We start from the raw sequence: 14,784 nt of genomic DNA, 5'->3' as shown, positions 1-14,784 counted from the left end.
ATTTATCTGAATAAGTTTGAAATTTATCCCCTTTTTTAACCATAATAAAATCCCCTCCAAGTAAAAGTGTAACATCCATGTGTATTCATGGTCTTTTTACACTGTCTACCTTAAGGGGATAATATCATATATGGGTGTCTTTTCTTTATGGGGTAGCGTCACATGCCCATCAAGCTAACCAAGTACACCATTTACAAATTCAAAAGAATCCCCCTCAAAGCATCAGCTTTAAGGGGGTCCTCTTAGTATTTTCTCTCTTCATACAATCGATTTGCTTTATATGAGAAAAAGAAAAACATACCAATCGCAGCTGGGATAAACAACCATGAAATGCCCCTCATTAATGCAAATGGCGTTTCAAATAAGAATAATCCTAAAAATGCTGCGCCGTGCATATCCCATAATCCTGGTGTATAGTATAAGTCTTTCGGATTTAAAATCGCTCCTAGATCAATTGTATTATTAAACATAAATAGGATTAACAGCGGCAAATAACATATCGCTAATTCTAAAAATGTCTTAGATAGACGCTTGTACTTCCCTGCTCGTGACATTTGATCTGAAAAAATGTCATCTTCACTTTCCTCATCTACCTTTTTAAAATATTGCGTGCCTGACCACCAATTACCGGCTATATGCTTCCAGCCACTATCTTCAAATAATGTACAGTAATTAATAAAATCTTTTCTTCTATTAAATATTCTATGATCTATTTTAATTGTCGCATCTTCCGGTTCTGCGATTTTAAATTTATAACCGAATGTATTGCTTTCTAGTTGATAGCCTTTCCAAGCCATCTCTTCTAACCATTTTTCCTCTTTCTCAAAGTCTAAAAAGAATTTCAATCTCCACATCTTCGCTTCCCCCTAACTATACATTTAATAAGCTTTTTGTAACCCCAATAATGTGCTGCATCCTCATAAAGTCTAAATGTAATACTTCTTTCCCACGCTCAGTAATTACATACACTTTTCTTCGTTTATCTTCACTTTTTACCGATTCTATTAACCCTTGTTTTAATAAATTTTCAACCGCACCATACAATGTACCCGCTGCGATTTTCACTTGATGATTACTAAGTTCCTCCACCTTTTGCATAATTAAATACCCGTGTGCTGGCTCTAATAAAGCTAAAAGAACGTAATACGTTGTTTCCGTTAATGGTAAATTTTTATCCCTATTCATAAAGACCTCCAATGTAACGATAAATATATAGCTAAACTATATAGTTGAACTGTATAGTTGTATTTTATACAGTCTAACTGTATATGTCAAATACAGGAAGAACTTTATAATCCATAACAAAAACGCTACCTTTTTAAAAGATAGCGTTTTTATATTATCCTTGCTTATTCTTCGCCTTCATTTGTTCTTCATAAACAAACTTCGCTGTCATAAAGTCGTTAGGGAAATCTCCTATCGCTTTCTTCATCACATTTAATTCTTCTTGTGATTTGATTTCTACTCCATTTAAGAAATCAAATGCTTTTGATTGCTCCTCAGCAACAAAGTTTTGCGTCATGTAGTCATCTTGGAAGTCTTGCTTCGCCTTTTCTTTCACTTTATTCATTGCCTCTGTTTTATTTATATTTTTCACAGGATTTGCGAATGCACCAGTAGGTTGTTCTGGTTTAGGCTCTTCTTTCTTTTCCGGCTGTGGAGCTGGTGTAGGTTGCTGCGGTTCTTGCTTAGGTTGTTCTTGCTGAACTGGCTGCTGCGCTACTTGTTGCTCTTTTTTCGCTAATTCATCTTTTAACTTCTTAACTTGTGCATCAAGAGATTTATTTTCTGTTTCTAATAACTTCTTATCACTTTTTAACTTTTGCGTTTCTTCAAAATGCTCATCTACTAATTTATTGTATTCTTTCTCAGTGTACATTTTTTCACTAGTTGATGTCGTTTTCCCTTTCGTAACAACTACATTAATAATTACAAGTAAAACTACAATTCCTATTAACGCAGCAAAAATCTTCTTTTTGTTCATTACTGATCCCCCAAAATGTAAAATTTTAAAAGCTATCATAACAGATGCAGTTACATTCCTTTGTCACATTATGTCGAACTGAAATAATAAAAAAGCATCTGAAACAGATGCTTTTTCTCATTCTCAATATGTAAACGTAATCGTCACCAAAGAATATCCTTCTTTCGCATTATACGGCTCCGCTTTATAAGAAACACGATTCGCCCCTTTTGGAAAACCGATTTCTCCAATTGCTTTTTTCACATCTTGTAAGGAACCGTCCATTGATTGCTTATAAAGAACTTCAATCTTTTCTACTTTTGCACTATAGCGCTGCTGCATTTTATTTTTTAATTCATTATAGTTATTCGCAACGTACTCATTTGCTAAATAATTTAGTTTTGTATCTTTTAATATTTGCTCGTATGTAGTTGTTTTAGGGCTACCCGCTGCGATTTTATTTGTAATTGTATCATAATAATTTGTTGTAGCCTGCGGATAGTCCCCGCGGTTCCACCCATGATTTCTTGCAATTTGTTCATCTGATAAGTTGAAATAAGAATATGTTACTCGCCCTTGTTTATCAGGTATTGGATCATCGAATGTTGTATCAAGATGGTACCATTTGTTATCGATTTTTACTAAATTCCAAGCATGAGGCTGACCGTCTCCAGTTCCTACTACAAAATGATTCTCAATTCCAGCTTCTTTTAATAATTGATAGGTTAATAGTGTGTAACCTTGGCAAACGGCAGAATGATTCGCGAGTGCCTCATATGCTGTATACGCTTTATAAGACGTATCGTAAGAAACATGTTTTACAACATAATCATGAATCGCCTTCACTTTTTCATGATCATCCATTCCGACCTGAATAATAGAGGAAACGATTGCCTTTGCTTGTTTCATTACATATTCCGTTTGTTCTTTCGTTTCGCGATATGTAATCTTTAACGTAAATGTATAATTTCCAGGGGATCCAGAAAGTCCATATGAAACATTCGACCTATTATAATTTGTATACTCATTTTTACTTGCGACTTCTTTATACGCGTTAAAAAGTGTATTCATCACTTCTTCTGTATTACTATTTTTCGTTTTATATGGAAGTGTAATATTCGTTTCGTACGTATTAATACGCTTTTGCACTTCATTTTTGAATGCTGTTAATAGTGCCGCATCTTCTGTATCTTGCACCGCAACCTCAGGCTTTTTATATTTCAATGCATTATATAAAAACTGTGCATACTGTTCACGCGTTACCGTTTTAGCTGGTTCAAATTTCCCGTCTCCTGTACCAGATGCAATCCCGTTTGACTGCACCGCACTAATCGCGTTTTCTGCCCAAAATCCATTTGGAACATCATTAAATGTATGTTTTTGTTTAGCTGAAACTTGGAACGCATTTTTAATAATTTGCGCCATTTCTGCGCGGCTAACAGAATCTTTCGGTCTAAAACCGCCATTTCCATCACCTTTAAAAACCCCCAATTTCGTTAACGTTAAAACCTCTTCCGGAAACATTGTAGAACCTGAGCGAATATCACGATACGGATTATTTAAAGTAGACCCATCTTTTAATACATAACGAGCGCCATCATTACTAAACGTACCACCTTGCTTACTCGGCACTAGCACTCGATAAATTAAAGCCGCAACTTGCTCCCTCGTCGCAACATCTCCAAAACCAAATATCCCATTTCCATAACCTGAAATAATATTTTTGCCCGCTAAATCTTTAATCGCCGGATACGACCAATGCGATGTAGGTACATCAGAAAAAACGCCTGCTTCAGCAGCTTTCACATCACTGCCATTTGTATATAATAAAGCACCACCTATTAGTGATAATGATGTAATTGATTTTAATAGTTTTGTGTACATAATGCCTTCTCCCAATACGTCTTCTATTTTTTGTTATTTTTTGTCGAAAAATCTAAAAGAATATGACAAAACACATTATACAATCAAAAGTTTTCGGAGGATATACTGAATTTTAAAATATGCAAAAAATCATATTACTATAGGGATTCATGCTGATATTATGCTATTTTATTTACGAATATATAAATAAAAAGAAAAACACTAATGTAACATTGTTAATATACATATCGCTTTTGATCTTTTATTTCGCTAAAATGTAGCCTATAAAAACAATGCTATCCCCATTAAAATCGCAATAAAATCCTGAGAACATACCTTTTAACATGATTCATTGTAATTAACTTAACTTTTTATTTGCTAAGAAACTTTGCAACAGAACCTAGTAACGTCTCAAAAAACAACTTATTATCAATCAATATTTAGTAAAAATATATTAATACTTTAGAATTTCTTTAATTTTCATTATTATTTGTTTAAGGTTATCCTTTATATTTATAATGTGTTTATTTGAATTTATCGTATTGAAGCAGAGTTTCACATGAATATAAGCAATTCGAAAAATGGAAAAAACAAGGTCCCCATTAGATTAATTATACTGTTTTTTTTGCGTCTTTTATCTATTTATGTTAATTACTATGCAGCTAAGAAAAGTACAATTCATTGATGGATATGCATATAAGAATGTAGTAAAACAACGAGAGCATGCGACAATTAATATTACAGTTCTGTGCGGGAAAACTTGGGTAAATTCAAAGGCATTAATACGGCAATTGATTGGGATCGTAATTACGGAAATGGTAACATATGAAAACGATGGAGAGAGGAAATAAAATGAATTTAGTGAACTTACGTCCTAAACAGCGGTCTAAGTATCGCATTCTACTAGGGACATGGTATTACTCTACAAAGAGGTACATTCAGTGGTTAGCAGACGGAAAAACATATGCAAAAACATTTCAACAAGAAAAGTTACCCTATACAGCGATTCAGCACCGAACGATACTACTTCGTAAGCTCAAAGATGTAGATATGTGGTATCAACAGAATAAAGTTGTTAATTTGAAGATTGCTATTAAACAACTAAATGGTATCGTCATTAGACCGGGAGAAACATTCTCTTACTGGCGTTTAATAGGTAAGCCTACGAGGAGAAAAGGGTATGTAGAGGGCATGATACTACACTATGGATCTTTTCAAGCAGGCATTGGAGGAGGTCTTTGTCAGCTTTCAAATTTAATATATTGGATGACCTTACATACACCATTGACAGTAACAGAGCGATATCGTCATAGTTTTGATGTCTTTCCTGATTCCAAGCGGACCCAACCATTTGGAAGTGGAGCGACTTGTTCTTATAACTATTTGGATTTACAAATAAAAAATGAAACGGACCAATCGTATCAACTTCACCTTTATATTACAGATAAGCATTTAGTCGGTGAATGGAGAGTTGCCCATCCACAGCTTTATCAATATGAAGTATATGAAAAAGAACACTCAATCCAATCTGCATACTGGGGTGGTTATATACGACATAATGTTATTCAACGTAGAGTATATAATCAACAGAAACAGTTTATAGAAGACCAATATGTAACGGAGAATCACGCTATAATGATGTACGAACCACTATTAGCTTATAATAATGAGGAGGGTGAATGAAGGTAACATTGGTGTATTAAGTATTTTTGTCTAGTAACACAATACATGCCTCTCTTCATATAATTAATAGGCACAATCCTTTTTGCAACATAACTTTTTCTTGTTAAGAAACTTTGTAACAGAACCTCTTTTTAGGTTCTAGTGTGAAAATAAAAGGATGTGATAATTAGTTTTTTCTGTACATCATAAAAAATCAATTATCAGATGCGTCTTTAAATGATCTTAAAGATTATAACAATACAATTATACCAACGATACTTATCATTTCTTACAATCAAGTCTGATAAGTATTTTGTAATTTAATAAAAATCTCGTATGAGAATGTATTTTTGCTCATGCATTTCAGTTAATTTGAATTATGCTAGATTGTAATTTACTGATTTATTTCTACTTTTAAAACTAAAGCGACATGCTACATAAATCTATTTTGATTTCTCGACATATAAATCGCTGCTATGCAGAATATAACAGGACTGCTACTGACTTCCTCCCTTTGTTTTACACCTCGAACGTGGAAGGAAAAGGAAATTCTCTAGCGATATCATTTCTCGTTTTTATTGAAAATGAATTTTATATCTTCCTTTCCAATGAACGGGTTTCTAAACTAAATTGCCCCGTTTCTAAAATAAGAAGAGAGCTGTTCATAAGCCGGTTTCACCGACTTATGAGGCAGCTCCTCTTAATTTCACCTTATTCTATCGATGAATCCAAACTGCACCTGCAGACTTGTCTTCAGCTTGACCTACTACTTCAAACTTTAATCCTAGTTTCGGCAACTTACGTCCTGCATCTGGAATCGCGCTGTTGATGTACTGCTTAGAGTCATCAAATTTTGCAACGCCTGGTAATCCTTTATAGTCAAAGATACCGCGAGTTGGCGAGTCTACTCTCCATGCTGGCGCTTGATCAAATGAGAATGCCGCATCGGCAATTTGATAACGCGTACTGCTCTTCACAGTCGGTTGTCCGTTTAATGTTCCTACGATTGCCTCTGGATGAGAATCTACTACTCCTAAGAATCCTTCACCTGGATGAACGCCTACCCAGTTATCTGTAAAGCTTTGATCCGCATACCATACAACCATTCCTGTATTAAACACTGGGCCACGCGCATGTTGTAACGCCGTGTCAGAACCAGCGTAATTTCTCCACTCTACATAGTAGTTATTTTTTTTCTGTTCCAATCCGTTAGATACAGTAAATCCTTTTAATGTCATTGCTGGTTGACCTTCTGCATCATCCGAGAAAACAACTTTTCCATCTACAGTTAATGCTGCATTATCTAACGCAAATCCTTTATAAGCTACTGCAATATCTGTTAAATACTCAAATTGCAGTTTTACTTTTTTCCCTTTAAATTGGCTTAAATCGTATGATTTATCAACCCACTTACCATCAGTTGTATCCACGCCGCCTTTTACATCTTTTTCGCCCATTCTATCAATACGTACCTTCGTTCCATCTTCTGCAATCGCATATACGTCAAGGAAATCATACTTCGCTTCAAGTTCGTAGAATGCCTTATAATCGAACTTAGCATCCTTTGCATTTGTTAAGTCAAATACTGGTGTCTCAAGTGTTGTATGAATGTCATTTCCTTTTGTACTGTAATAAAACTTCTTACCAAATGCCGATTCAATATTTTTGATATCTTTGTCCGGCAAGTTAACACGAACGATTCCTGGTCGTTTTGATTTTGTAACACTTTGATCTAAATATGTTGCAACACCGACTCCTGTGCGAAGTTTATCATAATCTACCTCAACGATATTCGCCCAGTTGCCCTTCATATTCTTTTGGAAAAACTCTTTATTTTGTGGTGAGAAACTTGTTGGCTCTGTTCCTGCAATTTTTCCAGCCCAGCTGCCGCCACTCATAATAGACCATGACTCAACAGGTTCACCTTGTCCTGAATACTTTGTATCGTACTCATCTGGTAATCCTAAATCATGACCATACTCATGCGCAAACACACCAACCGCTCCATCTTCAGGCTCGATTGTATAATCGTATGCAGCCATCTTTCCGCCCCAATTTGAAACAGAAGATTTTGTGCCATCAATCGCATATGGTTTTGATCCAAGTTTTGAACGATGAGACCAAATTGCATCATCTTTCAATTTACCGCCGCCAGCTTCTTGACCAACGCCCGCATGTACAACCATTAAATGATCAATAATGCCATCTGGCTCGTTTTTATTTCCATCACCATTTTGATCGTATTGATCAAATTGATCATAGTCTGCTAAATTTATCCCTTTTGCTACCGCTGCTTTTAATGCTTCTTTCACAAAATCGCGCGGCCCTAAAGGACCCTTGTTATCATGGCCAGTGCCCGCATCCGAACCATAATCTGAAGCTTTCCCTGGAACAGTAAGCCATTCCGTTACAGTTCCATCAACTGTGTAGCTGCCGCCAGATTGTTCTTCATAATATTGTTTAAATGTATTAATCTTCGATCCATCAAATAACGTAAATGGTTCATCACCAAATAACATTTTTTGATAATGTTCACGATTAAAGTCCTTAGAATACATGTATCCTGGCTCTTGATCAATATTGTTATGCTTAAAATCGCTAAATTCTACGAGTAAAACAAGTACTTTATCTTTTCGAACAGCTCCGTTGTACTCTTCTTGCTTCGCTGGTGCAGTAGGTACTTTTCCATTTAATTTACTAGAATTCAATCCTGCACCTTGTCCAGCTACTGGTCCTACTGCGGGCTGCTGCGCCTGTTCATTTTCCTTCATTTTTGCATCTTTTACTTTTTTCATAAAATCAGAAGCCTCTTGCGTAAGACTATCTTCTTTAATAATTTCTTTCCCAGGGTTTTCCCCTTTCTTGTTCTCAACATACTTCTCAACAGCCTTTGACGTCTCAGCTTGTGATGCAGATTGATCAATTACTCCCCGTTGTTTTAGTGCTTCTGCCAAACGCTCATCCGGTATTAAATGCTCATCTATTGGTAGAGATGATGGCGCATCAGCATACGCCGCATGACTTCCAAAAGCAAAACTACTACTTAGCACTGCCGCTGTTGCTAAAACTGATAATGGTTTTAACTTCTTATTCTTTTTCAATGCATTTCCTCCCCAGTGTCTGCGAATTATCATTTTTTTGTCGATAACAACATAATATTCGTTATAATACGAATATTCAATATTTTTCAACAGATGAAATGTTGAGAAATATTTTTTATGCAGGGTGAAATACATGAGATGGAAAAATAAAATACAAAGAGGTTACAGCAAACTACTACTATAACCTCTTCTTGTCATATTTTTCACTACAATTTATAAATTCCTTAGCATGCAATTCGCAAATTCATCCGTTTCGCCCTTTACTCCCCCATGATCAGCAACATTGATGAAATAAGACTTTCCGTTAAAGTAAGGAATTCCTTTCACCTCACAAAATACTTTATCATATTGATTAAAGACATAATCATACCTTCTCACTTTATTAGGGAGTACTCTGACTAACTTCTCACTTTTTTCACCTATATTAAATACTACTTTCCTATTACAAACATCACATTTCCAAGTTTCTCTATTAACTTCTTCACTTTCAATATCTTTGCCACATTCATAGCATTCGTAAGTTTCATTTTCAAAACGCTCTGAAGTTATTCACATGAACAATCCTCCAACTAAACGGAAGAGTGCTATCCTAATTAGAATAGCACTCTTTGTATCAAGTATTAACCACCATAATCCCCTACTGACATACTTTGAATAACATTTGGATGTTGCTTACCTTTTTCTGAACTATCTTGGCTTAATAAACCTAATGAAAACGTAAATACCGTAGCAATCCCCATAATCGTTAGTAATAATTTTTTCATTTTAACGCCCCCTTATCTATCGCTTTTTTACGTGCTTGTGCACTCAAATAGAAATACTTACTAGCTTCCGTGTGCTTTTCTTCTTCAAAAAACTTAATTCCCAACGTTTCATAATGTTCCTGCATATACTCATATAACTCTTCTCTCTCAAAGTATTGAACCCCTTCTAAAACTACTATTTCAAGTTTTTGAGCGGAAGAATTGTCGTTCTGTTCCTTTAAAACCTTGAACCGATGTTGGAACTCTAGTTGATTAATCTCATTACTAATACTTAAACCTTTCTCAATAAGTTCACCAGCTATCTCAACTTCTTCTAGCTTATAGTGTTCTAGCGCCTTAGCAAAAATAGCTTTATAGTGATTTGGATTCTTTTCCACGACTTCAGAAAGATAACGAATAGCCAAAGTCGACATATTCTGACTTGAATACATCCATCCCAGATTATGTCGAACCATTAGAATAAATTTTTCTTCTCCATTTTTTTGAAATTGATCTAACGCTGCCATAAAGTGTTCTTCAGCTAATTCCCATTCTCTTAAATAAATACATGCTAGTCCTAAAATATTTTCACAGAAAGCAATATTAATTTCATATCCTGGTTGTTCAGCAAACATTTCTTTCGCTTTTTTTGCATAGTTAATGGATTTTAAACCTTCCTGTATATCATAGTAGAAAGTTGCTGACTTATAATAAAACTCAGCCTGTTCTAGTGAATCAGGAGCATATTTCAAAAACACCTCTGCTCGATCATAATGTTCCTTTGCTAAGTGATAGTTCCCTAGCTCATTTGCATGCATACCTTTAAAGAAATTATAATAGTACGCTAAAAAGTTATCTGTCGGTTTTTCGAATGAATCTATTTCATTAAAACTATCTTTATTTAAACCCAGGTTATCTATCAAGTAGTTATATCTAAACTTTAAAAGCGAATAATATAATGACAGATTCTGATTTTGAAAGTTTTCTTCTGCTTCTCTTTTAAGTTTATGTATCTCTACGTCTATTTTTTCTTTCAAACGTTCGGCTTCCTTTATACGTCTGGATCTTATCTCTAAATACCACTCATTTAACAGCTGTATTATTTTCTCTTGTGCATTAGCCGCAATCATGAAATCCCTCCTAATCTTCCTCTTACTATCTTCTAATATTATAATAACAGAAAATTCCATCTTTTTTATTCGAGACCATTAGAAATTTAAACTTTCTCAACAATTTACAGAAAATTCGAGTGGCCGGATTCCAAAATAAAAAATTCGTAATTTGTTCACACTTCAGCTTTAATTTATCTACCTCTACCAGCACCGATAACAAGGTCTGTCATAAGAGGGAGCCTTATACCTATTTATAGACTACTCATTAAAAGCTGCTTGCAACAGACAATATTACACCTTTACTATACTTATTTGAACTCACTTTGTTTATCTTCTTTTAAAATCCTTAGTGGTTATAAAGATACATATATTTGTGTAAAGAGCATACATGACAACGCTCCCATAAAGGCACCAGAAGAAGTTTTCTATACCGTCAACTATATAGAAAAAATCCTCTCCACAGTAAAAAACTTACTACGGAGAAGATTCTATGAAACTAATATCACTTTATCTCAAACTACCCGCAATCTCCGTAAAGATAACCCCAAGCGCATGTGCACCTGCATCAGGATATCCTAAGCTTCTTTCACCAACTGTGCCAGCGCGGCCCATGCGAGCTACGATTTCTTTCGTATACTCTGCTCCTTTAACCGCTGCTTCTGCTCCTTTTTCAAAGGCAGTTTTCACGTCTACTTCGTTTGAAGCGCTATCTAACCAAGAATCTACACATGGAGCAAGTGCATCAACAAGCGTTTTGTCACCAACTACCGCTCCTCTGCCGAATGATCTTTCACCGATAGATTGTATGCCGTGAAGTGCTGCTTGTAACATTTCAGCGAATTCTTTCACTGTTAGCTCACGTTTTTCGCCTGCTGCTTTACTAGCTGCGCGGAATGCACCGCCCCAAATTGGACCAGAAGCGCCGCCGCAATGTTCCATAATAATCATAGAACAACCGTCAAGGAATGATCCGATCGTTACATTTTCTTGTTCAACAATAGAATGCCACTCACGTTTTAATTGTTTAAATCCTTTTGCCACACTCATTCCGAAGTCACCGTCACCTGCATGTGTATCTAACTCACAGAACGGTACTTCATTTTTAATGATAATGTCGCTCATTTTATCAACTAGATAGATCATGTTATTTAATGTAATGACATTATCTTTCATAACAGCGTGCTCTTCCGCTGTTTCTATTTCGAAGGAAACTTCTTTCTCTTCTACATCTTCAAGCACATTAACATACTCTACACTCTCAACTGGTCCATCTACTTTAAACGCAGGTGTATTACACTCTTTCGATAATAACGTTTTTAGCTCGTCATCTAACTTCATCACTGTTAAAGACATACCAGCCATATCGATACTCGTCATATAGTTACCGACAAATACTCTATTTATTTTAATGTTTCTAGCAGCTAATTCTCTCGTAACCGCGTTATTAAATAAGTAAAGTTCTTGCAGTGGTGTTCCGCCAAAACCGTTTACTAGAAGTGCAATTTCTTCGCCATCTTTTACTCCTAAATCTTTTACTAAATCATTTGTCATACGGTTAGCTAATTCATCAGCTGACATCGTTTTTTCACGCTTAATTCCTGGTTCACCGTGAATACCAACGCCGTATTCCATTTCATCTTCCGCAAGTGTAAAAGTAGGTGAACCACTCGCTGGTACTGTACAAGAAGTTAACGCTAAACCGATTGTACGCACGTTAGCCGCTGCTTTTTCAGCGATAGCTTTCACCGCTCCTAAATCCATACCTGCTTCCGCTGCTGCGCCGGCAATTTTATGCACTAAAATAACTCCCGCAACGCCGCGGCGTCCTACTGTATAAAGACTATCTTCTACCGCAATATCATCGTCCACTTTTACGTAGTCCACTTCAATTCCATCTTCAGTCGCTAAATGCGCACCGTTTTTGAAATTCATAATATCGCCGCTGTAATTTTTAATAATTAATAACGTACCTTTTTTACTAGCTGTCTCTTTAATTGCTTGATATACCTGAATTTGCGAAGGAGAAGCAAACACATCTCCGCACACTGCCGCATCTAACATTCCTTTTCCGACTAGTCCTGCATGTGCCGGCTCATGACCGCTACCGCCGCCGCTAATTAGCGTTACTTTGTTTTCGTTCATTTCTTTCTTCTTAATAACTTTATATTTTTTCAAAAGCTCAAGCTCTGGATGAGCCATAACCATTCCGTTGCACATTTCCATTACTAATGTTTCAGGTTTATTTATAATCTTTTTCATTGTGGTTCTCCCTCAATTCCTTTAATATATTGTGATATATTTGAAATCTTCTTCTTACTACTCATGTTAAAATGAAAGCGTTTTATAGTAAACGGACAAAATGGACAATCTGTCTAAAGACACCGCTCTCATTTATAGATAGGATTTTTATATTAATAACATTCTAGGGATGATTCAGATGACCTCTTCTATAATTTCTAAAAAGATAATCGCGAACTCATTGAAACATTTAATGGAAACAGAGTCGTTTCATAAAATATCAGTGAGCGATATTATGTTACACTGTCAAATGCGTAGGCAAACTTTTTACTATCATTTTAAAGATAAATTTGAACTATTAAGCTGGATTTATAAAGAAGAAACGAAAGAAAATATTATAGACTTTCTCGACTATGAAACATGGGAAAATATTTTCGATTTATTATTCGATTACTTTTATGAAAACCAAAAATTTTACCGAAATGCTTTTAAAGTCATTGAGCAAAACTCGTTTAATCACTATTTATTTGAGCATACGAAAAACTTATATATGAAGATTATTGATGAACTATCCATGAGCTGTGGATTAACTCTTTCTATTGAAACGAAAAATACGATTGCTTCTTTTTATAGTCACGGCTTCGTTGGGACGATAAAAGATTGGATTGAAAGTAAATGTGAAGTCGATCCGTCCATTATGTCTTCTCTCATGAAAAATATGATAAACAATCAATTACTACTTTTACTCGAGCAATCAGCAAAGTAATCATAAGGTGGCCAAAGCAATGAAAAAGATTATGAATGATGTAGAAAATATTGTTCAAGATATGCTGCATGGCTTTTATTTTGAACATAACGACAAAGTAAATTACGATGAAACACATAACATCATTTATGTAAAAGATATCGCAAAAATGAAGCAAAATGTTGTCATTATAAGCGGCGGTGGTAGCGGACACGAACCTGCTGATATTGGTTATGTAGGAGAAGGAATGCTTACAGCGGCAGTAAACGGAAGTATCTTTACCCCGCCTACAGTGGAGCAAATTGTAGCGGCAACTCGCTTAATGCCAAAGGAAAAAAGTATTTTATTCATCATTAAAAACTTTAAAGATGACGTAGAAAACTTTAAAGCTGCAGAACAAGTCGCAAAAGAAGAAGGAAGAAAAATTGACCACATCATCGTAAATGACGACGTTTCAATTGAAGATGATGCTTCTTTTAATAAAAGAAGACGAGGCGTAGCTGGCACTGTTTTCGTTCAAAAAATACTTGGTGCGGCCGCTCTTGAAGACCATTCTTTAGAAGAACTAACAACACTTGGCCGTTCTGTCATCCAAAACTTACACACATTAGGAGTCGCCCTTTCACCTGCAAACGATCCAGTACAAGGAAAAGCTTCCTTCACATTAAACGACGATGAAGTCTTTTACGGCGTCGGCATCCACGGTGAACAAGGTTACCGTAAAGAAGCGCTATCCTCTTCTGAAATATTGGCAATCGAACTGATGAACAAACTAAAAAGCATTTATCGCTGGAGAAAAGGTGACAACTTCGCCATCCTCATTAACGGACTCGGTGCGACACCATTAATGGAACAATACATTTTCGCAAATGATATTCGCCGTTTATGTGAACTGGAAGGCTTACAAATTAAATTCGTAAAAGTCGGTACGCTGTTAACTTCTTTAGATATGAAAGGTGTTTCATTGAGTTTGCTTAAGGTAGAGGATTTGGATTGGGTGAAGTGGTTGAAGGCGGATGTTCGAGTCGGTAGTTGGTAAGATTAAATAAAATTGATCAGAGAATATAGGGGTTTATACTATCCAATATAAATATCCATCCCCTTCTTCTCTTCCATTGGCTTATTCTATAGTAATTATAAATCAGTTAGTAAAATGAAGCCTGGAATTTTCAAATCGAAATTATGCGATGCATTATATAAATTATAGATTTAATTATTAAAGACACCATAAATTGATATTATCCCCTTAAGGTAGACAGTGTAAAAAGACCATGAATACACATGGATGTTACACTTTTACTTGGAGGGGATTTTATTATGGTTAAAAAAGGGGATAAATTTCAAACTTATTCAGATA

Annotated in this window: 12 protein-coding genes; 4 read left to right on the top strand and 8 right to left on the bottom strand. The window is 35.4% G+C overall.

Translation table 11 applies throughout. The features are described from left to right. Nucleotides 1-242: 242 nt before the first annotated feature. The 4 genes from BWGOE10_RS04790 to BWGOE10_RS04775 form a co-directional block, all read right to left on the bottom strand. Nucleotides 243-854 (bottom strand): DUF2812 domain-containing protein, encoded by a 612-nt coding sequence (locus tag BWGOE10_RS04790; RefSeq protein ID WP_070141130.1) that lies wholly within the window; start codon nt 852-854, stop codon nt 243-245. A 16-nt stretch (nt 855-870) separates the two neighbouring features. After that, entirely contained in the window at nt 871-1,185 is a 315-nt protein-coding gene (locus BWGOE10_RS04785; protein WP_001078068.1) for a PadR family transcriptional regulator, read from the bottom strand. Nucleotides 1,186-1,339: 154 nt separating this feature from the next. Beyond that, nucleotides 1,340-1,984 (bottom strand): hypothetical protein, encoded by a 645-nt coding sequence (locus tag BWGOE10_RS04780; RefSeq protein WP_070141129.1) that lies wholly within the window; start codon nt 1,982-1,984, stop codon nt 1,340-1,342. A gap of 123 nt (nt 1,985-2,107) precedes the next feature. Next, nucleotides 2,108-3,847 (bottom strand): S-layer homology domain-containing protein, encoded by a 1,740-nt coding sequence (locus tag BWGOE10_RS04775; RefSeq protein ID WP_070141128.1) that lies wholly within the window; start codon nt 3,845-3,847, stop codon nt 2,108-2,110. Nucleotides 3,848-4,482: 635 nt separating this feature from the next. Between BWGOE10_RS04775 and BWGOE10_RS04770 the strand changes: the two genes are divergently transcribed. Next, on the top strand, nt 4,483-4,677 hold the full coding sequence (locus BWGOE10_RS04770; protein WP_236735950.1) for a hypothetical protein: 195 nt from the start codon (nt 4,483-4,485) through the stop codon (nt 4,675-4,677). Between the two features lies 1 nt (nt 4,678). Further along, nucleotides 4,679-5,509, top strand: a complete 831-nt coding sequence (locus tag BWGOE10_RS04765; RefSeq protein WP_070141127.1) for a VanW family protein — start codon at nt 4,679-4,681, stop codon at nt 5,507-5,509. Between the two features lie 695 nt (nt 5,510-6,204). On the opposite strand, the gene BWGOE10_RS04760 is transcribed toward BWGOE10_RS04765, so the two are convergent. The 4 genes from BWGOE10_RS04760 to dhaK form a co-directional block, all read right to left on the bottom strand. Then, on the bottom strand, nt 6,205-8,589 hold the full coding sequence (locus BWGOE10_RS04760; protein ID WP_171903093.1) for an immune inhibitor A domain-containing protein: 2,385 nt from the start codon (nt 8,587-8,589) through the stop codon (nt 6,205-6,207). A gap of 620 nt (nt 8,590-9,209) precedes the next feature. After that, entirely contained in the window at nt 9,210-9,353 is a 144-nt protein-coding gene (locus BWGOE10_RS32725; RefSeq protein WP_171903092.1) for a hypothetical protein, read from the bottom strand. Further along, the gene (locus BWGOE10_RS04755; protein WP_070141125.1) at nt 9,350-10,462 is read right to left on the bottom strand and encodes a tetratricopeptide repeat protein; all 1,113 of its coding nucleotides are present in this window, start codon (nt 10,460-10,462) and stop codon (nt 9,350-9,352) included. The genes BWGOE10_RS32725 and BWGOE10_RS04755 overlap by 4 nt, the downstream gene beginning before the upstream one ends. A gap of 489 nt (nt 10,463-10,951) precedes the next feature. Further along, the gene (gene dhaK, locus BWGOE10_RS04750; RefSeq protein WP_070141124.1) at nt 10,952-12,703 is read right to left on the bottom strand and encodes a dihydroxyacetone kinase subunit DhaK; all 1,752 of its coding nucleotides are present in this window, start codon (nt 12,701-12,703) and stop codon (nt 10,952-10,954) included. Nucleotides 12,704-12,881: 178 nt separating this feature from the next. On the opposite strand from dhaK, the gene dhaS reads away from it, so the two are divergent. Together dhaS and dhaQ are read left to right on the top strand one after the other, a co-directional pair. Beyond that, the gene (gene dhaS / locus BWGOE10_RS04745; RefSeq protein ID WP_070141123.1) at nt 12,882-13,448 is read left to right on the top strand and encodes a dihydroxyacetone kinase transcriptional activator DhaS; all 567 of its coding nucleotides are present in this window, start codon (nt 12,882-12,884) and stop codon (nt 13,446-13,448) included. Between the two features lie 19 nt (nt 13,449-13,467). Then, nucleotides 13,468-14,466, top strand: a complete 999-nt coding sequence (gene dhaQ, locus BWGOE10_RS04740; RefSeq protein WP_070141122.1) for a DhaKLM operon coactivator DhaQ — start codon at nt 13,468-13,470, stop codon at nt 14,464-14,466. The last annotated feature ends 318 nt before the right edge of the window (nt 14,467-14,784 follow it).

The organism is Bacillus mycoides (genome assembly GCF_001757995.1).
Classification (GTDB): domain Bacteria; phylum Bacillota; class Bacilli; order Bacillales; family Bacillaceae_G; genus Bacillus_A; species Bacillus_A mycoides_B.
The sequence above is the reverse complement of the archived record's forward strand: the minus strand, read 5'-3'. Positions and strand labels throughout refer to the sequence as shown.